Annotated in this window: 13 protein-coding genes, 3 tRNA genes and 3 rRNA genes; 15 read left to right on the top strand and 4 right to left on the bottom strand. The window is 58.6% G+C overall.

Annotation, left to right across the window (positions count from 1 at the left end):
- Positions 1 to 40 precede the first annotated feature (40 nt).
- Positions 41 to 4,489, top strand: coding sequence for an ATP-dependent RNA helicase HrpA (gene hrpA, locus FG381_RS09890; RefSeq protein ID WP_139688642.1), 4,449 nt, complete (start codon positions 41 to 43; stop codon positions 4,487 to 4,489).
- Between the two features lie 247 nt (positions 4,490 to 4,736).
- Positions 4,737 to 5,822: a D-alanyl-D-alanine carboxypeptidase family protein gene (locus FG381_RS09895; protein ID WP_139688643.1), complete on the top strand. Its 1,086-nt coding sequence runs from the start codon at positions 4,737 to 4,739 to the stop codon at positions 5,820 to 5,822.
- Positions 5,823 to 5,990: 168 nt separating this feature from the next.
- Here the strand turns inward: FG381_RS09895 and FG381_RS09900 are convergent, their stop codons facing one another.
- Both FG381_RS09900 and FG381_RS09905 read right to left on the bottom strand, forming a co-directional pair.
- Positions 5,991 to 8,012, bottom strand: coding sequence for a (Fe-S)-binding protein (locus FG381_RS09900; protein ID WP_139688644.1), 2,022 nt, complete (start codon positions 8,010 to 8,012; stop codon positions 5,991 to 5,993).
- Between the two features lie 195 nt (positions 8,013 to 8,207).
- Positions 8,208 to 8,284, bottom strand: a tRNA-Met gene (locus tag FG381_RS09905).
- Between the two features lie 262 nt (positions 8,285 to 8,546).
- On the opposite strand from FG381_RS09905, the gene FG381_RS09910 reads away from it, so the two are divergent.
- A complete protein-coding gene (locus tag FG381_RS09910; protein WP_139688645.1) occupies positions 8,547 to 9,599 on the top strand; it encodes a quinone-dependent dihydroorotate dehydrogenase in 1,053 nt (350 codons plus the stop codon).
- Positions 9,600 to 9,701: 102 nt separating this feature from the next.
- Entirely contained in the window at positions 9,702 to 10,223 is a 522-nt protein-coding gene (gene thpR / locus FG381_RS09915) for an RNA 2',3'-cyclic phosphodiesterase (protein ID WP_139688646.1), read from the top strand.
- 4 nt (positions 10,224 to 10,227) lie between these two features.
- Here thpR and FG381_RS09920 read toward each other — a convergent pair whose 3' ends face one another.
- Positions 10,228 to 11,040, bottom strand: a complete 813-nt coding sequence (locus tag FG381_RS09920) for a hypothetical protein (protein ID WP_139688647.1) — start codon at positions 11,038 to 11,040, stop codon at positions 10,228 to 10,230.
- A 596-nt stretch (positions 11,041 to 11,636) separates the two neighbouring features.
- Here FG381_RS09920 and FG381_RS09925 point away from each other — a divergent pair.
- The 9 genes from FG381_RS09925 (at position 11,637) to rluB (ending at position 22,435) form a co-directional block, all read left to right on the top strand.
- Positions 11,637 to 13,169 (top strand): 16S ribosomal RNA (locus tag FG381_RS09925).
- A 127-nt stretch (positions 13,170 to 13,296) separates the two neighbouring features.
- Positions 13,297 to 13,372: transfer RNA gene (locus FG381_RS09930), tRNA-Ala, on the top strand.
- Positions 13,373 to 13,677: 305 nt separating this feature from the next.
- Positions 13,678 to 16,563: ribosomal RNA gene (locus tag FG381_RS09935) — 23S ribosomal RNA — on the top strand.
- Between the two features lie 98 nt (positions 16,564 to 16,661).
- A 5S ribosomal RNA gene (gene rrf, locus FG381_RS09940) occupies positions 16,662 to 16,776 on the top strand.
- Together the 16S, 23S and 5S rRNA genes with 1 tRNA gene alongside form the textbook arrangement of a ribosomal RNA operon.
- Before the next feature lie 111 nt (positions 16,777 to 16,887).
- Positions 16,888 to 18,282, top strand: coding sequence for a replication-associated recombination protein A (locus tag FG381_RS09945; protein WP_139688648.1), 1,395 nt, complete (start codon positions 16,888 to 16,890; stop codon positions 18,280 to 18,282).
- 195 nt (positions 18,283 to 18,477) lie between these two features.
- A complete protein-coding gene (gene serS, locus FG381_RS09950; protein ID WP_139688649.1) occupies positions 18,478 to 19,776 on the top strand; it encodes a serine--tRNA ligase in 1,299 nt (432 codons plus the stop codon).
- Positions 19,777 to 19,899: 123 nt separating this feature from the next.
- Positions 19,900 to 19,990 (top strand) — tRNA-Ser (locus FG381_RS09955).
- 590 nt (positions 19,991 to 20,580) lie between these two features.
- A complete protein-coding gene (gene scpB / locus FG381_RS09960; protein WP_139688650.1) occupies positions 20,581 to 21,339 on the top strand; it encodes an SMC-Scp complex subunit ScpB in 759 nt (252 codons plus the stop codon).
- A complete protein-coding gene (rluB, locus tag FG381_RS09965; protein WP_139688651.1) occupies positions 21,236 to 22,435 on the top strand; it encodes a 23S rRNA pseudouridine(2605) synthase RluB in 1,200 nt (399 codons plus the stop codon). Before scpB ends, rluB begins: the two co-directional genes overlap by 104 nt.
- A gap of 128 nt (positions 22,436 to 22,563) precedes the next feature.
- Here rluB and FG381_RS09970 read toward each other — a convergent pair whose 3' ends face one another.
- The gene (locus FG381_RS09970) at positions 22,564 to 22,779 is read right to left on the bottom strand and encodes a hypothetical protein (protein ID WP_139688652.1); all 216 of its coding nucleotides are present in this window, start codon (positions 22,777 to 22,779) and stop codon (positions 22,564 to 22,566) included.
- 154 nt (positions 22,780 to 22,933) lie between these two features.
- Between FG381_RS09970 and rimP the strand changes: the two genes are divergently transcribed.
- Both rimP and nusA read left to right on the top strand, forming a co-directional pair.
- Positions 22,934 to 23,497: a ribosome maturation factor RimP gene (gene rimP, locus FG381_RS09975; protein WP_139688653.1), complete on the top strand. Its 564-nt coding sequence runs from the start codon at positions 22,934 to 22,936 to the stop codon at positions 23,495 to 23,497.
- An 8-nt stretch (positions 23,498 to 23,505) separates the two neighbouring features.
- Complete coding sequence (gene nusA, locus FG381_RS09980; protein ID WP_139688654.1) at positions 23,506 to 25,038, top strand: transcription termination factor NusA; 1,533 nt, start codon at positions 23,506 to 23,508, stop codon at positions 25,036 to 25,038.
- The last annotated feature ends 102 nt before the right edge of the window (positions 25,039 to 25,140 follow it).

The following is a 25,140-nucleotide window of genomic DNA, read 5'->3' on the forward strand; positions in this document are numbered from 1 at the left end:
AGAAAACCTTCGGAGAGCCTTCGATTTTTTCAGGATTCTCATGGCGGACAACCGTGCTCTTTTTGCGGCCTTTCAGAAGGTGCGCGCAGATGTGGATCAGGCGCTCGAGGAAACGCGCCGAAAGGAAGCTGAAAAGCGTGCGGCCGAGGAGGCCGCGCGCCTTGAGGAACGGCGCCGTAAGCGCGCCGGCATCCCCGGGGAGAAGCTCGCCGCGAAATCTGTCTCGCAGTCCGTAGAGAAGGCGCCTGCAAAGCCGCTTCTTAAGCCCGCCCCGAGACCTGTCGGGAAGCCTTCCGCGGCGTCTTCTCCAAAGCCTCAGCCTCCGAAGGAGCCGCAGAGGTTTTCGACGCCTAAGGGCGCCTTCGGCTCCATGCTCGCCGATGCGGCCGCCGCTTCGGGCGCTCGATTCCGCGAGGCGAAGGGGCGCGATTCGGCAGAAGACAGGAAGAACCCTGAAGTCCGGGAGGCTCCGAAAAATCAGAACGCTTCCGTCGTCGGGGAGCCTTCGAAGGCGGTGCGTGCGAATCCGGCGCGTCGGGAAAGCCCCGCGCCTCAGCGCAGGGGTTCGCCCAACGAGGAGAAGCGCCCGGCCGCAAGGCGGCCCGAGACGCGTCCCGGAAACGGGACCCCGGCGCGCGAGGGCCTCCGTCCGCAAAAAAGGAAGCCTGACGGCGCGGAACGAAAGACGGACGGGCGCTCGCGCGGGAGGGAGAAGCTCAGCTTTCTTGAACGCCGGACCCCCATTCCGCCTTTTGCTCTCATGCCGGGACTGCCGGTTTCCGAGCGGGCGCCGGAGATCATCCGCGCAATTGAAGAGAATCAGGTGATCATCGTCTGCGGCGAAACGGGTTCGGGCAAAACCACGCAGCTTCCGAAAATCTGCCTCATGGCCGGCCGCGGTCAGACGGGGCGGATCGGGCACACGCAGCCGCGCCGCATTGCCGCGAGCTCGATTGCCCGCCGCATTGCCGAGGAACTTAAAACGGAGCCGGGCGATGTTGTGGGCTTCAAGGTGCGCTTCACGGACCATACGGCCCCGGGCGCGACGATCAAGCTCATGACGGACGGCATTCTCCTTGCCGAAACGCAGGGGGATCCCCTGCTTCGCGCCTACGACACCATCATCATCGACGAAGCGCACGAGCGATCGATCAATATTGATTTTCTCCTCGGATACCTGAAGCGCCTTCTGCCCAAGCGCCCCGACCTCAAGGTGATCGTGACTTCGGCCACGATCGACGCCGAGCGCTTTGCAAAGCACTTCGCGAAGGACGGGAAGGACGCGCCGGTCCTCACGATTTCCGGGCGCACCTATCCGGTGGAAATCCGCTACCGGCCGATCGAGGATCCGGACGAGGACGACGATCAGATCCTTTCGGCAATTGACGACGCCGTGACGGAACTTGAAATCGCGGGCCGGGGAGACATTCTGGTATTTCTTCCGGGCGAACGCGAAATCCGGGATGCGGCGGACTGGCTCAGAAAATCCCGCGTCGGGAAGGCGGACATCCTCCCCCTCTATGCGCGTCTTTCCGCTTCCGAGCAGGATCGGGTCTTCAAGCCCTCGGGGGGCCTGAGGCGCATTATTCTCGCCACCAATGTGGCGGAAACGTCGGTCACGGTGCCCGGGATCCGCTATGTCGTCGATACGGGGCTCGCGCGCGTGAAGCGCTATTCATACCGCTCAAAGGTCGAGCAGCTTCTCGTCGAGCCCGTGAGCCAGGCTTCGGCCAATCAGCGCGCGGGCCGCTGCGGCCGCGTGGCCGACGGCATCTGCATCCGCCTCTACGACGAAAACGACTTCAACCGCCGTCCGGCCTTCACGGATCCGGAAATCATGCGCTCGAACCTTGCCGCCGTGATCCTGCGCGCGATTTCGCTCCATCTCGGCGACATCCGGGAGTTCCCCTTCGTGCAGGCGCCGCCGCCGAAGGCCATTGCCGACGGCTACGCGATTCTGCAGGAACTCGGTTCCCTTACGGATGCGGGAGAACTTACCGAAGTGGGCCGCGCGCTCGCTCGTCTTCCGGTCGACCCGAAGCTCGGACGCATGCTGCTTGCTGGTTCGGAAAAGAATGCGCTCAGAGAGCTCCTCATCATTACGTCGGGACTTTCCGTGCAGGATCCGCGCGAACGCCCGGTCGATCAGCAGCAGGCGGCCGACGAGGCGCACAGAAAGCTCGCCGACGAGCGCTCCGACTTTCTTTCCTTCGTCAAGGTCTGGGACTTTGTCGAAAAAGCGCGGTCCGAAAAGGAAAGCAACCGCAAGTTCGATCAGGAAATGAAGCGGCGCTTCCTGTCGCCGAGGCGCCTTCGCGAGTGGCGCGAGGTCGAGGGGCAGCTGAGAATGCTCGTCACCGATCTCGGCTGGCGCATGAATACGGCGCCCGCCACGTACGAGGAAGTGCATCGCTCGCTTCTGACCGGTCTTCTCGGCAACATCGGGTCCAAAACCGTGGAAAGCGACTTCCGGGCGCCTCCCTATGCGGGGGCCCGGGGGATCAAGTTCTGGATCTGGCCGGGGTCGGTGCGCGCCAAGAAGGCGGGACGCTGGGTGCTCGCGGGGCAGATCATTGAAACCACAAAGCTCTATGCGCGCTGCGTCGCGGATATTGATGCCGAATGGATTGAAGCCGCTGCGGGCAGCCTCATCCGCCGCGCCTGGAGCGAACCGCATTGGGAAAAGCGCCGCGGCGAAGTGGTGGCGATGGAACGCGGAACGCTCTACGGCCTCACGATTTATCAGCAAAGACGCGTTTCCTTTGCGCCCCATGATCCGAAGCTCGCACGAGAACTCTTCATCCGCGAGGCGCTCGTGGCGGGCGAACTTGACGCGAAGCTCTCCTTCTTTCAGCACAATCAGCGGCTCGTGCGCGAGATTGAGGAGCTCGAGCACAAAACCCGGCGTCCGGACGTGCTCGTTGACGACGAATTGATCTTCAGCTTCTACGACCGGGAGCTTCCTCAGGATGTGTGTTCCCTGAAGACGCTCGAGAAGTGGCTTGCGGAGGAAAGAAAAAAGAACCCGAAGGTGCTCGAGCTCACGAAGGATGAACTCATGCGTCATGGCGCCGAAGGCGTCACGAACGAATGGTTCCCGAAGTCGATCCGCATGGCAGGGATCGACATGACGCTTTCCTACCAGTTTGAACCCGGCAGTCCCCGGGACGGCATCACGATGACGGTGCCCCTCTTTGCGCTCAATCAGCTCGATCCCGTGCGTGCGGAATGGCTGGTGCCCGGCATGGTGAAGGAAAAAGCGCAGGTGCTGCTCAAAAGCCTTCCGCAGAAGATCCGCCGCAACTGCGTGCCGCTCGCGGACTATGCCGCGGGATTCCTCACGCGATCGGGGGGCGGCGCTCCGCAGCCTCGCGGCTTCCTCGAGGTTCTCGCCGACGACGTGCGTTCCGAAACGGGCGTTCCCTGTACGCCCGCCGACTTCAAGGTCGAGCAGCTCCCCGCCCATCTGATCCTCAATTTCAAGGTCATCGATGAGCACGGCCGGCAGCTCGCCATGGGCCGCAACCTCGCGCAGCTTCGTGCTGAACTCGGTGCTGAAGCGCAGGAAACCTTCAGAAACGTCGCGCAGCAGGATGCAGAGGTCGCCAAGGACCTCGCGGATCAGATCACCAACTGGACTTTCGGCGAACTGCCGGAACTGATGGAGATCCAGCGCAGGGGCGAAACGCTTATCGGTCATCCTGCGCTCGTCGACGAAGGCGACGCCTGCGCGATCGAAGTCTTCGACGATCCGCTCGAAGCCCAGAAAGCGCACCGGAAGGGATTGAGAAAGCTCTTCCGCCTCACGCTTCGCGAACAGGTGAAGTTTGTCGAAAGGAGTCTGAGAGATCTCGGGCGCGTGCAGATGCAGGCCTCAGTGGTTCCGGGACTTGCGAAAAACTTCGAGAATTTCGACGACCTCGAAAACGACGTGGTCGACTGCGTGCTTGAAGCGACCGCCATGGCGGATCCGCTGCCCACTGACGAAGAGTCCTTCCAGGCGCGGCGCGAGGATGCCCGCGGACGGCTTTCTCTCGTTGCGGGCGAGGTCTCGAGGCTCCTCACGGAGGTCGCAACCATTGCGGGGACGATTCCGCTGAAGCTGAAGCGCATGACGCAGGAAAAGTCGCTTTGCGAGGATGTGACGCGCGAGCTCGAGGGGCTCTTTCCGCCGCACTTTCTCCTCTCGGCGCCGCTCAGCCAGCTCATGCACTATCCGCGATACCTGAAGGCGGTCGTCTACCGGCTCGAGCACTTCAGCGACGATCCGGCAAGAGACGCTTCCCGTCAGGCTCAGATCGAGCGGCTCTCCGTGCCCTGGCAGCGGGCCGTGGCCGCCCGCCGCGGTCAGCCCGACGAGCACCTCGAGGAATTCCGGTGGATGCTCGAGGAGCTTCGCGTCTCGCTCTTCGCGCAGCAGCTGAGGACGCCGATGCCCGTGAGCGTGAAGCGCCTCGAGCGCATCTGGCAGTCGATTTCAAGACTTTGAGCGGCTGTTTTCCGGCGGACGCAGGCGGCTTTTTTTCCCGGGAAGGAAGGTCGTCTGCGCTGCTTCTCGGCAAATGTAAGCGGATTGTTTCTCTCGTTTCTCCGGGCTTGTCGGAACTCGCTGATCTGCGGGAAAATAATAAGATTCGTCAATTAGACTCATTTGCAGAAAAGAGTGCGGGAAAAGCGCGCTCTTTTCCTTCTTTTCGGTTCGGGCCTCCCATCGCGCGGATCGACGGCATCGGGACATGCGTTTTTCCTTCAAGCATCTGATTTTTGCGGCAGCTGCCGCTGCGTACGCTGTCGGCGCGGCGCTTCCGGCTCAGGCTGCCGCCTCGAACGCGGCGACGGTGAAGACTGCCGCTAAGACGGCAAAGGTCGCCAAGGCGGCGCCCAAAAAGGCAACGGCGAAGAAAACGTCCGTCAACCGCCTGAAAGCCTCTGCAAAGAAGGTTGCCATTCAGAAAAAACGCCCCGTGAAGCGCTCGAAGGTGCGCCGCGCCGGCATGTCGCCTTCGCAGGCAACGCTCGCGGGCCTGAGAAAAACCGAGGATCCCCTGATGCTCGGCAGTTCCGTCGCTTACGTGATGGACCAGGATACGGGCGAAGAGCTCGTCGTGAAGAACGCGGACGTGCCGCTTCCCATTGCTTCCGTCACGAAGCTCATGACGGCCCTCGTGATTGCCGAGAGCGACCTCAGCCTCGATGAAAAGGTGCGCATCACGCGCGAGGACTATGTCCGCTCGACCGCCCGCTCCAAGATGGCGAACGGCATGCGGATTACCCGCGAAGCGCTCCTCAAGGCTGCGCTCATGTCGAGCGACAACCGCGCCGCGCATGCGCTCGCCCGCACCTACCCGGGCGGGAAGCGCGCCTTTGTGGCAAAGATGAATGAGCGAGCCCAGGAACTCGGCATGTCGGACTCCCTCTTTGCGGATCCGACGGGGCTCGACAACCGCAACCATTCGACCGCCCGCGATCTGGGCAAGCTCGTCGCCGCTGTTTATCAGTATCAGGAAATCCGGGAAGCCTCGACCCAGCCTGTAGCGAGAATTACTGCCGGGAAGAGAAGCGTGCGTCTGGCTACAACGAACCGCCTCATCGGCGACCCGTCCTGGAAGATCGGCATTCAGAAGACGGGCTTCACGACGGCCGCAGGCCGCTGCATGGTGGTTCAGAGCGACGTGGGCGAACGCCGCCTCGTCATGGTGGTGCTTGATTCGCCGAGCAACGCCAAGCGCGCGAACGACATGCGCACGATGCGCGACTATGTCGCAGCGGAAAATCGGTTCAGTCAGGAATTTGCTGCGGTCGCGCCCTGGGTGATCTTCTGACCGGCCCTCAAGCGGAAACATTCCCGGCCCGAAGCCTCTGCATGAAAGCGTGCGGAGGCTTCTTCGCATCTCGCGCTTGGAAAGAACGAAAAGAAAAGGCCCGCTTCTCTCCGCAGAGGAGAAAAACGGGCCTCTCAGACTTCAGTCTTTCAGTACCGGCGCCGGAACTCAGGCGCTTTTTTCTTCGTCCGGAATGGCGCTCGCCACAATTTCAGCAATATCGGCAATGCGCATGTCTTCGGCTTCCTTTCCGCTCACGGCGCGGGCGCTCTCGAGCATGGTGAGGCAGTGCGGACAGGCGGTTGCAACCGAATTCGCCCCCGTTTCCCGCAGGGCTTCAAGACGGATCACGTTGATGCGCTTTTTGCCGTTCTGCTGATCGGTCCACATCTGACCGCCTCCGGCGCCGCAGCAGAAGGTTTTTTCTCCCGCTTCCTTCGGGAAGGTCTTATTCGGCCGCAGGGTGCCCAGCACTTCGCGGGGCGCCTCGACGATATGGTTCTGACGCGCGAGGTAGCAGGGATCGTGCCAGACGGTAAGTTCATCGGTCACGCCGCCCTCGAGCCTGAGCCGTCCGGACGTCATGAGCTCCCGAATGAAGGTCGGGTGATCGATGACGGTGAACTTGCCGCCCTCGAATTCCGGGTATTCATTCCCAAGAGTATTGAAGCAGTGCGGGCAGGCCGTAAGAATTCTTTCAAACGTGTAGCGCGAGAGGTTTTCAATATTTTCCTGTGCGGCCGTCTGGTAGAGATATTCCTCGCCCAGGCGTCTTGCGAACTCCGCGTGGCAGCGCTCTTCGGCAAGCACGGCAAAGTTGACGCCGGCGGCGCGCAGGATCTTCACCATGCTCCTCGCAATACGGCGCGCACGGCGGTCGTAGCTTGCGGCGCATCCGACCCAGTAGAGCACGTCGTAGCGTTCGCCTTCCTCGGCCACCGGAACGTCAAGGTCCTTGGCCCAGTCCATTCGTTCATAGGGGTCGAGCCCCCAGGGATTGCCGACGCTAGCGGTATTTTCGAGCGCCGCGGCGGCGCCTTCCGGGAATTCGCCGGCTTCAAGCGCGAGATGACGGCGCATGTCGACGATGAAGTCGGGCGTCTGAATTTCGGCCGGGCAGGCTCGCGCGCAGGCGCCGCAGGTCGTGCAGGAGAAGAGCTCCTCGTGCGTGACGATGTCGCCCACGAGCTTCTTTCCGTCGGCTTCGCCTTCCTTCGCGCGGTCGCGGAGCTTCATCACGATCGTGCGGGGCTTGAGCGGCGTACCGGCGCGTACGGCCGGACAGACATCGTTGCAGCGGCCGCATTCCACGCAGGCGTCGAGCGCGGCACGGTCCGTCCAGCGAAGCTGCGCGACAGAGGAAAGTCCGAAGGTTTCCTGCTCTTCAATGTTGTCGATCTTTTTCAGGGCGCCGTTGGGGCCGGGCTTTCTGACTGCGATCCCCATGGGGGTTCTGTAGAGATGCGCATAGAAAGTAAAGGGGATGGTCGCAATGAAGGCGAGCGCAGCCAAGCCGTGCACCACCCACAGAATGATGTGCGCGGATTCCAGTGCGGGCGTACCGGCGCCCGTTGCAAGGAAGAGCTTTGCGAGAAGCGCGCCGACCGGCGAAAAATTCATCCACTGAGGCTGCTGCACCGCAAGGCGAAGACCTTCGATCACGTATCCCGAGAGAATGATGAAGGCGAGACTCGAATAAGCGCAGACAAAGCGCGCGTCGCGGGGAAGGTCCGACGGCGTGTACCAGCGGCGGTAGACGCCGAAGCCGATGGCAAGGAGAACCGCCAGACCAGCGATGTCGAGCGCGAGCTTATAGAAGAGGTAGACGTTCCCCTTCAGAAACTGCGTTCCGAAGACGTAATGGCCCACGTCCCAGTCAAGCGTCGCTGTGGCAGTTCCGAGAAAGAGCACGAAGAAGCCGAGAACCAGAATCGCATGCATGCGTCCCGCCTTGGTTTCGCGGATGCGCGACTGGAGGGCGACTTCGCTCACGAGGCGATTCCTGCGCTCAGGGTCGGAGGCGAGCCTGTCGCTGCGGGATTTCTGCCAGCGTTTGACATTGAGGCAGACGCCCCAGGCGCAGAGCGCGATGGTGACGGCGGCGAGGAGGTAGACGCCGATTTCGCCCCAGATCGGGACGTTCCAGAAAGCAGGGCGGATGGGAAAGTCCGCGGGCATAGGAGCGGTCATTCTTCTTCTTGGTCGAAAATGCGGTTTGGCCTCACTAACCAATTGAGAGGCCGAATGAAACCGTCACTTTAACGAGCTTTGTTGAGATGCGCCTGAAGAAACGTATGGGGAAACCCGGATTTCTTGTCGGATGGGAGTCGACGAGCAGGCAAAATAAAACCCGCACCACCAAGTCAGTGGTACGGGTTTCAATTTTGGTTGCGGGGGAAGGATTTGAACCTCCGACCTTCGGGTTATGAGCCCGACGAGCTACCGGACTGCTCCACCCCGCGGTAAATCCGGTCTGCTTCAGAAGCAGAGATTGAAATTATGCAGAGTAAATTCCATTTTGTCAAGAGCTGCAGAAAAGAAAATTTCATTTCCGCAGTGTCCTGGTTGCGGGGGACGAATTTGAGCCTCCCGGAATCGACCATATCGTCATCACAATCAGGAGGCTTCAGAAAGAAGCAAAACTAGATCGTTATAATTAGTCGATTTTCCCTGCTTCTGCCCCTCAGGAGGGAGCTGAAGCTTTCGTACGCTTACTTTGAAGTCATGCTCTACAACATTGCCCGGCGCATTCTCTTTTCGATGAACCCCGAGACGGCTCATCACGTCATCATGGCGAACCTCGACTGGGCGGTACAGCTCGGTCTCACGAATCTCGTGACGCACATGCCCGATGATGATCCCATTGAAGTGATGGGACTGCGTTTCCCGAATACGATTGGCCTCGCGGCCGGCATGGATAAGGACGGCGAACGCGTTTCCGCCTTCGGCGGTCTCGGCTTCGGCCATGTTGAGATCGGCACGATCACGCCGCTTGCTCAGCCGGGCAATCCCAAGCCCCGTCTTTTCCGTCTGATTCCCGCGGGCGGCGTCATCAACCGCATGGGCTTCAATAATGAAGGCGTGGACAAGGTTCTGCAGAACCTCCGTTCTGCAGATGCCTTCCGTCTGCGCGGCGGCATCCTCGGCATCAATATCGGCAAGAATGCCGTGACGCCGATCGAGAATGCGCTTTCCGACTATGAGAAGTGCCTCGACAAGGTCTACGATGCTGCGGACTACATCGCCATCAACATTTCCTCGCCCAATACGAAGAACCTCCGCCAGCTTCAGGGCGCCGGCGAACTCGAGCATCTGGTCTCGGGCATTGTCGCCAAGCGCGAAGAACTGAAGGCTGCGCGCAACGGCAAGCATGTGCCGATCGCGGTGAAGCTCGCCCCCGATCTTGAGAACGACGACATTCTGCGCTGCGTCGATACGCTGATTGAAAAGGGCATCGACGGCGTGATCTGCACGAACACGACCATCAACCGCAAGGGCGTTGAGGGGCTTCTCCACGCTGAGGAAACGGGCGGTCTCTCGGGTGCTCCGCTTCGCGAGCGCTCCACCGCTGTTGTTCGCCTCGTTGCCGAACACGTCAAGGGTGAAATTCCCATCATCGCTTCGGGCGGCGTCATGACGGGGTCGGATGCCGTTGAGAAGATGGAAGCCGGCGCCAAGCTGGTTCAGCTCTTTACGGGCTTCATCTACAACGGTCCGAAGCTGGTTGCGGACAGCGTTGAGGCAATTGCCGCCTGGCGCAAGAAGCAGAACAGCTGATTAAAGCGCTGAAGCTCTAATCCCAGGAGGAGGTGTTCCAGGCATTGAACGGTGTCCTGGCGCACCTCTTTTTGTTAGCAAGCACAAGCGGAGAATTTCATCATGCGGCTTTTTGTTGCGCTCAGCCTCCCGAGAAGCGTCGAACGTGAAATCTGGGCCTACATGGAAAAGCTCAGAAGAACTTATCCGAAAGCCGGGCGATTCAGTCGCCGCGAAAATCTGCATCTGACGCTTGCCTTCATCGGCGAAGCCGATGAGGCTTCCGCCCGGCGCATCGCGTCAAAACTACGCTCATTGCCGCCTCATGCGCTCACGATGGATCTCGCCGGCGTTGGCGTTTTCCGGAGCGGCATTCTCTGGGCCGGACTTGCGGAAAAGAATGAGCTCGAAAAAATGAGCCTGGAGGTGCGGGAACTTTTGAAGCGGCTCGGCATCTCCTTTGACGCAAAGCCCTTTCGCGCGCACATTACGCTGGCGAGAGACTGGAGAGGACCCGAGCCCGGGGCTTTGCCTCACCTGCCGCGAATGACGGGTCTTAAGACCAAAGTCTTTGCGGCACGCCTTTTTGAGTCCTATCGGAACGAGCGCGGAGCGGTTTGCTACCGACCGATATCTATTGAGTGAACGATCAGGGCGTGACGGCAACGAGGCAGCCGGCACGGGCCTGGGCTGCGTAAAGCTTCAGCACGCAGTGGCGCGTCCCTCTGGCGGTTACATCCGCCAGGCCAAGGAGCTGCCCGGCGGCAGTGAAGACCGGATAGGAGTGCTGGTCCGAGAGAAGACTTTCCGAATCAATGCAGTAAAGCATGGTGTCGTTGCCTTCTGCCCGCGCGTAGTACACGCGGCAGTAGCCCTGCCGGGCAAGACTCTTCCCGCCGAAATAAACGAGAAGCAGGAGCAGGATGCTGCTCACGAGGAAGACCGCAAATGAACGCAGTGCAAGCTGCAGCGAGTCCGTCCCGAAGAAGCGCATGAAGAATGAGTAGGAGTGTTCGCGGTATTCGCCCAATGACGGATAGAGCTTCAGCGCCCAGTGACGCAGAGAATGGCGGTCCGCTTGACCCGGATCCTCGGCAATGACGTTGTACTCGCCGGGAATCGCATCCTCTCTCGCGCTGATCGATGCATGCCAGCGGAGGTCGGAACGAATGAGAGATTCCGAAAAGCGAAGGGAATCTACTGAAATTGAAGGCGTGATGGGCGTAATGCGTATGATCAGGTTCGAGGCTTCTCGATCCGGCAGCGTGCCGGAAATCATTTCTGAGGTACCGGGAACCAGTGCAATTTCACCTTCGGGTGCCCGAAGGCCAGCGATCAGCGTATCAAGAGAGGCAACGATGCCGAGCAGAATCGCCATTACGGCGCAGGCGGCGAATGCGCGCTTGACAGTACGCAACGCAGCTATTGAGCGCGGAAGATTGTGCCCGCGTCCTTTGTACATTGACCTCTCCCTTATCAGAAACCGCCCGAATGCTAATGCATCGGACGGCTCTTTCCTTCGGTTCGCAAAACGAATGGCTGATGCAGCCGCATTCTGCGGATCGCTGGCGGCAGCGGTTCTACTCCGCCTAAGCCGCTCTCATTCTATGGGGCTCAAGAAGGCAGAGAGAGAAATTTCCTGAGTAGTCCGCCTGATTGGAGGTGATGCGCCGCAACGAAAAATATTTTTCAGGCCACTTGACAAAGCCTGAAATGCTCTTCATAATTCGCGTCCTGCTTCGGAAACGGGGCAGCAAAAACAAGCGACCCTGAAGCGAAGTTAAAAACTTTCTTCACGGACGCTTGACAAAAGGAAACGACTTCTATATGATTTCGATCCTTCGCTGATCAAACAGCAAAAAGTTCTTTAAAAATCAGATTCAACGAACCGATAAGTGTGAACATCGGAAAGCTTGAGGAGCTCACTAAAGAGCATCGGAATTTCACGATTCCGAAGACTCAAAAATTTTACGAAGTTCGCGCTTATTGAAGCCGAAAGAAAAGAATTTAATTCTTCTCTTTCAATTCCGGCGAAATAAGAGCGACAAAACAGAGATTGAACTAAAGAGTTTGATCCTGGCTCAGATTGAACGCTGGCGGCATGCCTTACACATGCAAGTCGAACGGCAGCGCGGGAGCTTGCTCCTGGCGGCGAGTGGCGCACGGGTGAGTAATGCATCGGAACGTGTCTTCTTGTGGGGGATAACTGTCCGAAAGGACAGCTAATACCGCATGAGACCTGAGGGTGAAAGCAGGGGATCGCAAGACCTTGCGCAGGAAGAGCGGCCGATGTCCGATTAGCTGGTTGGCGGGGTAAAGGCCCACCAAGGCGACGATCGGTAGCTGGTCTGAGAGGACGACCAGCCACACTGGGACTGAGACACGGCCCAGACTCCTACGGGAGGCAGCAGTGGGGAATTTTGGACAATGGGGGAAACCCTGATCCAGCCATGCCGCGTGCAGGATGAAGGTCTTCGGATTGTAAACTGCTTTTGTCAGGGACGAAAAGGGACGCGATAACACCGTGTTCTGCTGACGGTACCTGAAGAATAAGCACCGGCTAACTACGTGCCAGCAGCCGCGGTAATACGTAGGGTGCAAGCGTTAATCGGAATTACTGGGCGTAAAGCGTGCGCAGGCGGTTTTGTAAGATAGATGTGAAATCCCCGGGCTCAACCTGGGAATTGCATATATGACTGCAAGACTTGAGTTTGTCAGAGGAGGGTGGAATTCCAAGTGTAGCAGTGAAATGCGTAGATATTTGGAAGAACACCGATGGCGAAGGCAGCCCTCTGGGACATGACTGACGCTCATGCACGAAAGCGTGGGGAGCAAACAGGATTAGATACCCTGGTAGTCCACGCCCTAAACGATGTCTACTAGTTGTTGGGAGAGCAATCTCTTGGTAACGCAGCTAACGCGTGAAGTAGACCGCCTGGGGAGTACGGTCGCAAGATTAAAACTCAAAGGAATTGACGGGGACCCGCACAAGCGGTGGATGATGTGGATTAATTCGACGCAACGCGAAAAACCTTACCTAGCCTTGACATGCCAGGAACCCTGAAGAGATTCGGGGGTGCCCGCAAGGGAATCTGGACACAGGTGCTGCATGGCTGTCGTCAGCTCGTGTCGTGAGATGTTGGGTTAAGTCCCGCAACGAGCGCAACCCTTGTCACTAGTTGCTACGAAAGGGCACTCTAGTGAGACTGCCGGTGACAAACCGGAGGAAGGTGGGGATGACGTCAAGTCCTCATGGCCCTTATGGCTAGGGCCTCACACGTCATACAATGGTCGGAACAGAGGGAAGCGAAGCCGCGAGGTGAAGCCAATCCCAGAAAACCGATCGTAGTCCGGATTGCAGTCTGCAACTCGACTGCATGAAGTCGGAATCGCTAGTAATCGCGGATCAGCATGCCGCGGTGAATACGTTCCCGGGTCTTGTACACACCGCCCGTCACACCATGGGAGTGGGGTTCACCAGAAGACGTTTGCCCAACCGAAAGGAAGGCGGCGTCCACGGTGGGCTTCATGACTGGGGTGAAGTCGTAACAAGGTAGCCGTACCGGAAGGTGCGGCTGGATCACCTCCTTTAAAGAGAGTCGGAGTTCTTTAGAGAACGCCTTCGAAGACTTTCACGGTGTTCACACTTATCAGGTCGTTGAATCAGACACTGTGCAGCTTGAGCCTGCGTTCATATGAGCGTATGTTCAGTACTCGTGGGGGCATAGCTCAGTTGGGAGAGCGCCTGCTTTGCAAGCAGGAGGTCATCGGTTCGATCCCGTTTGCCTCCACCAACTAAAAAAGTTGCGCGACCATTTGACAAAGTTCTGCTTCTTCTGTAGAATGCAGAGCTCTTTCAAATGGTGCTTCGAAAGAAGCAGTCATTTCGATCTTTAAAAATTTGGAAAAGTAAAGACATTCTGAAGTTGTCTTGAAGGGAAGTTGAGATGCTTCTCTTCAGATAAAGACAGCTTCAGGGGTTGTGATTGCATTCAAAACATCGATTCATTGAAGTTCATCGAGAACCGACATGATTCAGAGAAGCAGCGCGTTACAGGTCGTCTTGTTACTTTGAAGGCAAAAGGCTTCAGAGTTATAGGATCAAGCGACTAAGTGTATGTGGTGGATGCCTTGGCGATCACAGGCGATGAAGGACCCGGCAGCCTGGGAAAAGCCGTGGGGAGCTGGCAAGCAAGCTTTGATCCACGGATGTCCGAATGAGGAAACTCACTTCCTTCGGGAAGTATCAATGAGTGAATACATAGCTCATTGAGGCGAACGCAGTGAACTGAAACATCTAAGTAACTGCAGGAAAAGAAATCAACCGAGATTCTGAAAGTAGCGGCGAGCGAAATTGGAAGAGCCTGCAAGCGTTAGCAGATTCGATACCGGAACGGTCTGGAAAGGCCGGCTACAGAGGGTGACAGCCCCGTACGGGAAATTGGATCTGTGAGACTGAGCTTGCGACAAGTAGGGCGGGACACGAGAAATCCTGTCTGAAGATGGGGGGACCATCCTCCAAGGCTAAATACTCGTGATCGACCGATAGTGAACCAGTACTGTGAAGGAAAGGTAAAAAGAACCCCGGGAGGGGAGTGAAATAGATCCTGAAACCGCATACATACAAACAGTAGGAGCCCGCAAGGGTGACTGCGTACCTTTTGCATAATGGGTCAGCGACTTACGTTCAATGGCGAGCTTAACCGAATAGGGGAGGCGCAGCGAAAGCGAGTCCGAACAGGGCGAAATTCAGTCGTTGGGCGTAGACCCGAAACCAGATGATCTATCCATGGTCAGGCTGAAGGTGTGGTAACACACACTGGAGGGCCGAACCGACTAGTGTTGCAAAATTAGCGGATGAACTGTGGATAGGGGTGAAAGGCTAAACAAATCTGGAGATAGCTGGTTCTCCCCGAAAACTATTGAGGTAGTGCCTCGTGTAGGGCTCCAGGGGGTAGAGCACTGTTATGGCTAGGGGGACATGGCGTCTTACCAAACCATGGCAAACTCCGAATACTTGGAAGTCAGAGCACGGGAGACAGAGCACCGGGTGCTAACGTCCGGACTCAAAAGGGAAACAACCCAGACCGCCGGCTAAGGTCCCTAATATTGACTAAGTGGAAAACGAAGTGGGAAGGCTAAGACAGTCAGGAAGTTGGCTTAGAAGCAGCCATCCTTCAAAGAAAGCGTAATAGCTCACTGATCGAGTCTTCCTGCGCGGAAGATGTAACGGGGCTAAGTCAATAACCGAAGCCGCGGATTCGACCGTTAAGGTTGAGTGGTAGGGGAGCGTTCCGTAAGCCTGAGAAGGCGGACCCGCGAGGGCTGCTGGAGGTATCGGAAGTGCGAATGCTGACATGAGTAACGTTAAAGCGGGTGAAAAGCCCGCTCGCCGCAAGCCCAAGGTTTCCTGCTCTACGTTCATCGGAGCAGGGTGAGTCGGCCCCTAAGGCGAGGCTGAGAAGCATAGCTGATGGGAACCAGGTTAATAGTCCTGGACCGATTGCAGGTGCGAAGGAGGGACGGAGTGCTGAAGGTCATCCGGGTGTTGGATATCCCGGTTTGCGAGCGTAGGAAGCCGGCAGGCAAATCCGCCGGCGAATTTCCGAGGCGAAGCATCGAGGCTGGTTTCAGCTGAAGTGACTGAATGGACTTCCAGGAAAAGCTTCTAAGCATCAGCCTGTAATTGACCGTACCGCAAACCGACACTGGTGGGCGAGCTGAATATGCTCAGGCGCTTGAGAGAACTCAGGAGAAGGAACTCGGCAAATTGACACCGTAACTTCGGGATAAGGTGTGCCTTTGTAGTGTGAAGGAAGAAACATCCGGAGCATGAAGAGGTCTCAGAGAATTGGTGGCTGCAACTGTTTACTAAAAACACAGCACTCTGCAAAGACGAAAGTCGACGTATAGGGTGTGATGCCTGCCCGGTGCTGGAAGATTAATTGATGGGCTGCAAGGTCCTGATCGAAGTCCCAGTAAACGGCGGCCGTAACTATAACGGTCCTAAGGTAGCGAAATTCCTTGTCGGGCAAGTTCCGACCTGCACGAATGGCATAATGATGGCCACACTGTCTCCTCCTGAGACTCAGTGAAGTTGAAGTGTTTGTGATGATGCAATCTCCCCGCGGCTAGACGGAAAGACCCCATGAACCTTTACTGCAGCTTTGCATTGGACTTTGAACCGATCTGTGTAGGATAGGTGGGAGGCAGTGAAGTTAGGACGCCAGTCTTAACGGAGCCATCCTTGAAATACCACCCTGATTTGTTTGAGGTTCTAACCTGGGAGCGTAATCCGCTTCGGGGACCGTGCATGGTAGGCAGTTTGACTGGGGCGGTCTCCTCCTAAAGGGTAACGGAGGAGTGCGAAGGTACGCTAGGCACGGTCGGAAATCGTGCTGATAGTGCAATGGCAAAAGCGTGCTTGACTGCGAGTCCGACAAGACGAGCAGATACGAAAGTAGGTCATAGTGATCCGGTGGCTCTGCATGGAAGGGCCATCGCTCAACGGATAAAAGGTACTCTGGGGATAACAGGCTGATACCGCCCAAGAGTTCATATCGACGGCGGTGTTTGGCACCTCGATGTCGGCTCATCTCATCCTGGGGCTGTAGCCGGTCCCAAGGGTATGGCTGTTCGCCATTTAAAGAGGTACGTGAGCTGGGTTTAAAACGTCGTGAGACAGTTTTGTCCCTATCTGCCGTGGGCGCTGGAAGATTGACGGGGGCTGTTCCTAGTACGAGAGGACCGGAATGGACTCACCTCTGGTGTACCGGTTGTCACGCCAGTGGCACCGCCGGGTAGCTATGTGGGGAAAGGATAACCGCTGAAAGCATCTAAGCGGGAAACCTGCCTGAAGATAAGTCTTCCTGGAGGCTTGACCTCCCTGAAGAGTCGTTCGAGACCAGGACGTTGATAGGTCGGGTGTGCAAGCGCTGCGAGGCGTTGAGCTGACCGATACTAATTGCTCGTGAAGCTTGATCCTATAACCGTGAAGCTTTTCATCATGACGGTGAGAAGAACTTCAAGAGAATCGAGAAAGCAGTCGCAACTGCAAGTCTTTGCTTTTCCACCCCTTTTAAGCCTGGTGACCATAGCGTGACGGCCCCACTCCTTCCCATTCCGAACAGGACAGTGAAACGTCTCCGCGCCGATGATAGTTGGTTGTATTTCCAGTGAAAGTAGGTCATCGCCAGGCTCCCTATAAACGAAGCCCCTGTTGATTTGATGTCAGCAGGGGCTTTTCGCTGTTCGGGCTCTCTGTACAATCCTTCTTCTTATTGTCTTTATCCAGAGTTTTCGAGAATCTATGTCTGAGGACACGCTTTTCGGGAGCGATCCGGTTGATGCATCCCAACGCAAAGCCCCCGCTCCGAGTCAGCCGGCGAAGCCCATTCTGCAGCCGCTTGCGGAGCGTCTTCGCCCGCGTACGCTCGATGATGTCATCGGACAAAAGAAGCTTCTCGGGCCGGGTGCCCCATTGCGCGTGGCCTTTGAAAACCGCCGCCCTCACTCCATGATTCTCTGGGGACCTCCGGGCGTGGGGAAGACTACGATTGCGCGCCTGATGGCTGACGCCTTCGATCTGCCTTTCATTGCCATCTCCGCCGTGCTCGGGGGCGTCAAGGATATCCGCGACGCCGTGGATCAGGCAAAGCGCACGCTCTCGGCAACCGGAAAGCCCACGGTGGTCTTTGTCGACGAAGTGCACCGCTTCAGCAAGAGTCAGCAGGATGCTTTTCTCCCGCATGTTGAGTCCGGACTCTTCATCTTTGTGGGCGCAACGACGGAGAATCCCTCCTTTGAGGTGGTGAGCGCACTTTTGTCGCGCTCGACCGTCTATCAGCTCGAAAGCCTGACGCCGGCAGAAACGGGTGAACTGATTGACCGCGCCATGGAACGCGAGTTTGCAGAACTCCATCTCACGCCTGAAGCCAGAGAGATTCTCATCACGCTCGCTGACGGCGATGCGAGGCGCTGCCTCAATGCGCTCGATGTGTCCTGCACCATGGCGCGCGAGCGCAGGATCGCTCAGATTGACGCTTCGTTTCTTAGAAAAACGACGCCCGCGACCCTGAGGCGCTTTGACAAGGGCGGCGACAACTTCTACGACCAGATCAGCGCCATGCATAAATCCGTGCGCGGCTCGGACCCCGATGCAGCGCTTTACTGGATGATGCGCATGATTGACGGCGGCTGCGACCCCCGCTACATCGCGCGGCGTCTGATGCGGATGGCCGTGGAGGATATCGGACTCGCGGATCCGCGGGCGGCAACCGTCGCGCTGGAAGCGGCGGAAATCTTTGAGCGCCTCGGCAGTCCCGAGGGAGAGCTCGCGCTCGCTCAGGCTGCTGTTTATCTCGCCTGCGCTCCCAAGAGCAACGCCGTCTACACTGCGATGAATGAACTGAGGGAATTCATCAGAAAGGATGGTACGCGTCCCGTTCCCATGCACCTCAGAAATGCGCCTACGAAGCTCATGAAGGATCTGGGCTACAAGGAAGGCTACCGCTATGCGCACGATGAGCCCGGAGCCTTTGCGGCGGGAGAAATTTATCTGCCTGAGGGGCTCGAGGGCAAGCGCTGGTATGTGCCGACAGACCGGGGAACCGAGGCGAGAATTGCTGAAAAGCTGAAGGGTCTCGCGGCGCTCAACGAAAAAGCGCGGGCCGAAGGCCGCGGCAGAAAGCGCGGACAAGGCTAGTTCATTTGCATAGGGCGGCCGAAACCGCGAAAATAATAGTTTATTCCCTCAGAATTCCCGGCTGAAGCATTCGGCATGCCGAATGCCCGGGTGAGGGATGACCGATTTTTTATGGATGCAGATCCCGCTTCTTCGGTTCATACGAAAGAAACGGGGCTTTGCGTCATTCATGTCAATATCCAAGGACAAATAAACATGCTCGATGTGACGATGCTCAGGAAGAACCTTCCGGAAGTGGTGGCTCGCCTGAAGACGCGCAATTTCGATTTTCCCGTGGAGGCCTTCACTGAGCTCGAAGACCGCCGCAAGAACGTGCAGCAGAAGACCGAAGAGCTTCAGGCTGCGCGCAATGCCCTCTCGAAGGACATCGGCATGAAGAAGAAGGCGGGTGAAGACGCTACCGAGCTTCTCGCCCGTGCTGCTGAAATCCCCGCTCAGCTCGCCGAGCTTGAGGATGAACTCGAGGAAACGCGCACGAAGCTTCATGACCTGATGCTTCGCGTCCCGAACCTTCCCTCGCCCACAACGCCGATCGGCAAGGATGAGACGGAAAACGTCGAAGTCCGCCGCTGGGGCACGCCGCGCGAATTCGACTTTGAGATCAAGGATCACGTCGACGTGGGCGCTCCCCTGGGTCTTGACTTCGACACCGCTGCGAAGCTCTCCGGCGCCCGCTTCTGCTTCATGAAGGGCGAAGTGGCGCATCTGCACCGCGCGCTCGCTCAGTTCATGCTCGACGTTCATACGCGCGAACAGGGCTATACCGAGTGCTACACCCCGTACATCGTCACGGCGACCACGATGACGGGCACGGGCCAGCTGCCGAAGTTCGAAGAGGACCTCTTCGCTGCGAAGAAGGGCGGCGCCTACTCCGATATGGAACAGATGTACCTCGTTCCGACGGCGGAAGTGACCCTTACCAATTCGGTTGCGGGCCAGATTCTCAAGGCGAAGGATCTCCCCATCTATCTCACGGCCCATACGCCCTGCTTCCGTTCCGAAGCCGGCGCCTACGGCCGCGACACCCGCGGCATGATCCGCCAGCACCAGTTCGACAAGGTCGAAATGGTGAAGATCGTCCGTCCGGAAGGCTCCTATGACGAACTCGAGAAGCTCACGAACGACGCTGAAGCCATTCTGCAGAAGCTCGAGCTCCCGTACCGCGTGATGGCGCTCTCGACGGGCGACATCGGCTTCGGTTCCTGCAAGACCTACGACCTTGAAGTCTGGATTCCCGCGCAGAACACCTACCGCGAAATCAGCTCCTGCAGCAACTGCGAGGACTTCCAGGCCCGCCGCATGGGCGCCCGCTTCAAGGACGAAAACGGCCGCACGCGCTACGTTCATACCCTGAACGGCTCGGGCCTTGCGGTCGGCCGCACCCTCGTCGCCGTTCTTGAGAACTATCAGAACGCCGACGGTTCCGTCACGATTCCGACGGTGCTTCGCCCCTACATGAACGGCAAGGAAAAGATCGTTCCGGCTGCGAAGTAATCCGCTGAAGTTCTCATTGAACTGAGGAAAATCCCGCCTTCTCCACGCGAGCGGCGGGATTTTCATTATGGAAATTTGCTTTTTTCCAAAAAGCTCTGTAATATGCGTCCTCTCTCTTGACGCGGAAGGGTGGCAGAGAGGTCGAATGCGCCGGACTCGAAATCCGGTATACGGTTATACCGTATCGTGGGTTCGAATCCCACCCCTTCCGCCAAACTACATTGTGGCAGTAGGAAATCGCGACGATTTTAGAATCCGCCATAAGTAGTGCCATAAGAAGAGAAAAAGAACCCCGTTCAGATGATGTTCTGCGCGGGGCTTTTTGTTTGGAGCCGCGGCAGAGCAGGAAGCTTCCCATTTCGCCGAAACTGTCGGCCTCGAGCGTCTGCATTTTTTCTGGAGAGCCCCAAGATCGTCATCCATGATCTCGTCAAGGATAAGCCATGAGGCGGAGCGCTTATGCCGATGAAGCGAGAGGATGAGGTCTGCGCTAAATGACCGACAATCCTGCGGGTTTGCTGCACGAAAGCGCATGCATTTTGTTAGAATCCGCCCCCTTTACTGATTTTTATCCTTGCTGGCGGGACTGAGCCTCGGACATGTTCGAATTGCTTCGCGATAAGCGGGCGACTTTTCGCCCGGGTTTCGCGAACTGCGCGCTCCCGACAGTCTCTTTCGCCGCAAGATAGAACTTACCGTCCTGGGTTCATGAAAGCCCGGGATTTTTTTGCTTTTTCGATCTAGAATCGAATTTGTTCTTCGTTTTCGGGGAGTGAGCCTTCAGCTGGCTCTTCATCGGGTCATATGGCCGACTTCACCTCTCAAACCATTCTCGAGGCGGCGCTTCTCACGTCAAGAAAGCCCCTGACCATCCGGGAGATGAGGCGTCTTTTCAATGACGGGCCGTCCGCGAAGACGATCCGTCAGGAGCTCGAGGCGCTCAGGCGCTTCTGGGAAGACCGCGGCATGAGGCTCGAGGAGCTCGCTGACGGGGGCTGGCGCTTCCGCACGGCGCCGGGAGCCATGACCTGGCTCTCGCGTCTTGAAGAAGAGCGTCCGGCCCGCTACTCGCGCGCCGCGATGGAAACCCTTGCCATCATTGCCTATCGGCAGCCGGTGACGAGAGGCGACATCGAGGAAATCCGCGGCGTTACGCTCACCGCGCAGCTTCTCAAGCAGTTTGAGGACCGCGGATGGATCGAGACCGTGGGCTGGCGGGAGACGCCGGGACGACCGGCGCTTCTCGGAACAACGAAGAAATTTTTAAATGATCTGGGTCTCAAAAGCCTGGCAGAGCTGCCCAATCTGAAGGAAGCGCCGTCCGAGGAATTTGAGCTCGGCGACGAAAACCCGGAGGCGCAGGAATCGCCCGGTATCGGCTCGATGCAGCTGCAGGAGGAACTTAATTTTGACCAGGAACGAAACGAAGGGTCGCGGGAATCGCCCGCAGGGCCCTCAGATGAAGAAGCGCACGCCCTTCCGGGCACCCATGAAGAAGCCCCGTCCGATGCGTCCGCGCCCGGACGCGACGGCGGAGGGAATGCCAGCGGAAGCGGGGTTTGAGGGCAATACGCTCACCGAAAAGCTTCAGAAAGCGCTCGCCGATGCGGGCTGGGGCTCGCGGCGCGAGATGGAGCGCCTGATTGAATCGGGCGTCGTCACGGTGAACGGGTCTACCGCAAAGCTCGGCGACCGCGTGGGCGCGCTTGACGTCATCCGCGTGGAGGGCCGGCTTGTGCGCCGTCCGGCCCAGGAGCCGGGCGAAGCGCCGCGCGTGCTGCTCTACCACAAGCCCGCCGGAGAGATCGTGTCCCGCGACGACCCGGAAGGCCGTCCGAGCGTATTTGATCATCTGCCTCGCGTGCCGGGCGGCCGCTGGATTGCAGTGGGTCGTCTGGACTTCAACACCGAAGGGCTCCTCATCTTCACGACTTCCGGAGCGCTTGCCAACCGTCTCATGCATCCCCGCTATGAAATGGAGCGCGAGTACGCCGTGCGCACGGTGGGCGAGCTTCCCGTCGAGGATGAGCAGAAGCTTCTCACCGGCATTGAGCTCGAGGACGGCCCGGCCAAATTCCTGACGCTTAACGACGAGGGCGGCAAAGGCCTCAACCACTGGTACACCGTCACGATTCGGGAAGGCAGAAACCGCGAGGTGCGCCGTCTCTTTGAAGCGGTGAATCTCACGGTCTCGCGCCTTATTCGCGTGCGCTACGGCGCCGTTGAGCTCCCTTCGGGGCTTCTGAGGGGCAAGATGAAGGAGCTCGAGCCCGCAGACGTGAAGCGCTGGATTGCCGAGCTTGACCGCCTCGACAAGCAGTCGACGCCGGAAGCTCAGGCCGAAAAGGCCGCGCAGGTGAAGGCTGAAAAGGCTGCCGCCCGCATCCGCTGGCGCGAACGCATGGAAAAGGAAGAACGCGAAGCGGAGGAAGCGCCGAAGAGAAGGCGCCCCGAGGGCGCTTCCGACCGTACGGGCGTGCCTTTCAAGGGGGCGCGCGACATGTCGGCCAGACCCACGCAGCGTCACTACCTGAAGGACGGGCAGCCGGAAGGCGGAAAGCGTGCGGAGCGCACGGAACGCACGGAGCGTCCGCAGAGAGTGCCCCGCGGCATCGGAGCCGCGAGAAACTCCCGCGGTCCGAGGGGCGGCCGTCTCTGATCGCCCGGGGCGAGAGAAGCATTCGCACCTCTCCCGGAGAAAAGCGCTTCTCCGGGAGAGCGTACGCAAATTTGCCTCCCACCTCGCTTGCGTCGCCGCCTCGATTCTCCTAGAATCAAGCCCATTCTTCAGAGCCGGTCAGAGCCGCTTTCGTTACCGAAGGCCGGAGACCGAATGCCCAAAGCGCTTTTCTTTGCTTTCGGCAGCGAGAAACCGCCCCTGCGGGCCTTTTTTCCAGTTTGCTCTGAGACGTCGCATTCTGGCAGCGCGCCGCTCATGACCTGAGCGAAAAGATTTTCTACTGCGCCTGCCGCCTGCTGGTCCGCTTCGGGAGAGGGTTGCATCAGACAACTCCGGGCTGACGGACTGCATGGAGAGAGAAATGGGCAGGAATGCCCATTTTTTTTTGATTTAAGCGGAACGCGGCGCCCTGATTCCGGAGGATGACTTCGGGGTCTCGGGGGGCCCTTTTCGCATGTTTGAAGGATTTGTCAATCAATGAATTCATCCTCCGGAGCGCTGAGCGCCCTTGTGGAAAAGACGGTTGAAGGACTCGGGTACGAGTTCGTCGACTGCGAGCGTCTCGCGCGCGGCCTTGTCCGCGTGACGATCGACACGACCGCCGAGGGCGGAATTTCGCTTGAGGACTGCGAGCGCGTGAGCGATCAGCTTACGCACCTCTTTACGGTCGAGGACATCGCCTACGATCGTCTTGAGGTGTCTTCCCCCGGTGTTGAGCGGCCGCTCAAGCGCGCCCGCGACTGGAAGCGCTTTGAAGGCGAACTGGCCGCGCTCGAGCTTTTCGCGCCGCTTCAGGCCGAAGGCTTCCCCGAAGCCGGCCGCAGAAAGCTCGAGGGCCGCATCATCGGGATTTCCGGTGAGTCAGGCGCCGAAGAGATTGAATTCGACTATTTCGAAGTCGACGTGGCCCGCACGCCTCGCGCTGCAGCTCTGCGCGCGAAGAAGAAGAAGACGGTGGAATCCGCGCCGGTGCGCGTCGTCTTCCCGCTCTCCGACGTTGAGCGCGCCCATCTGATTAAGGAACTCAATTTCAAGGGGTAATGGAAAAAATGAACAGCCGTGAAATGCTCGAGCTCGTCGACGTGCTCGCCCGCGAAAAGAACGTCGAAAAGGACATCGTCTTCGGCGTCCTCGAAATTGCGCTTGCGAGCGCCGTGAAGCGCGCCCGCTTCCCTGGCGAAGACGCCGACATTCTTGTTCGCGTCAACCGCGCCACGGGTGAATTCACCGCCGTGCGCCGCTGGCTCGTCGTGCCCGATGAGGAAGGTCTTCAGGAACCCGATCGTCAGGAGATGTTCTCCGACATTCATGACGAATTCCCGGATCTTCAGCCGGGCGACTACATCGAGCGCCCCATTGAAAATGTCGACATCGACTCCGCCGGACGCCGTTTTGCCCAGGATGCCAAGCAGGTGATCCTGCAGCGCCTGCGCGACGCGGAACGCGAACAGATCCTCTCGGAATTCCTCGCGAAGAACCAGTCGATCGTGAACGGCCTCATCAAGCGCATGGATAAGGGCGATGCGATCGTCGAGATCGAGCGTCTTGAGGCGCGTCTGCCCCGCAATCAGATGATCCCGCGCGAAAACATGCGCACGGGCGACCGCGTGCGCGCCTACGTCGACCACGTGGGCGAAACGCCCAAGGGCAAGACGGTGTTCCTCTCGCGCACGTCGCCTGAATTCCTGAAGAAGCTCTTTGAGCTTGAAGTCCCTGAAATTGAGGAAGGCATCATCGAGATCAAGGCGGCTGCCCGTGATCCGGGCGCGCGCGCCAAGATCGCCGTTACGTCGCACGACCAGAGGGTCGACCCGATCGGCACCTGCATCGGCATGCGCGGTTCGCGCGTCAATGCCGTTACGGCCGAACTTTCGGGCGAAAGAATCGACATCGTCGTCTGGAATGCCGACCCGGCGCAGTTCGTCGTGGGCGCTCTCGAGCCCGCCAAGGTCCGTTCGATCGTGATGCTCGAAGACACCCACACGATGGAAGTCGTGGTCGACGAGGACAACCTCGCCGTTGCGATCGGCCGCGGCGGCCAGAATGTGCGCCTCGCTTCCGAGCTGACCGGCTGGCAGATCAACATTCTCACGCAGACCGAAGCGAGCGAGAAGCGCGAGGCTGAAGTCTCCCGCATTCGCGAGGACTTCATGAAGAACCTCGACATCGACGAAGCGGCTGCGAACGTGCTCATTTCGGAAGGCTTCTCCTCGGTCGAGGAAATCGCCTACGTGCCCGAGAAGGAGCTCTTCTCGATCGAGGCCTTTGATCAGGAGACGATCGAAGAGCTTCGCGCCCGCGCCCGCAACAAGCTCCTTGCCGACGCCATCACGCGCGAAGAGAACCTGAGGAAGGCCGATCCGGAGATGCTCAAGCTCGAAGGCATGACGAACGATCTCGCGAGCAAGCTCGTGAGCCGCGGCGTCAGAACGCTCGACGACCTCGCTGACCTTGCCACGGAAGAGCTCGTTGAAATGACGGGGCTTGACGAGGAGGCCGCCAAGAACCTCATCGTCGGCGCCCGTGCCCATTGGTTCGGCGAGGGTGAAGCCCAGGAAGCCGAAGCGAAGAAGACCGAATAACGCTCCCGCGGGAGCCGTTTAGAAACAACCCGATATCCCGCGCGAATGCGGCGGGGCGGAAGAAGGAAGTGCCTTGAAGCGATTTCCTTTCCGCCCCATGAA

Source organism: Sutterella faecalis, assembly GCF_006337085.1.
Lineage (GTDB): Bacteria > Pseudomonadota > Gammaproteobacteria > Burkholderiales > Burkholderiaceae_F > Sutterella > Sutterella faecalis.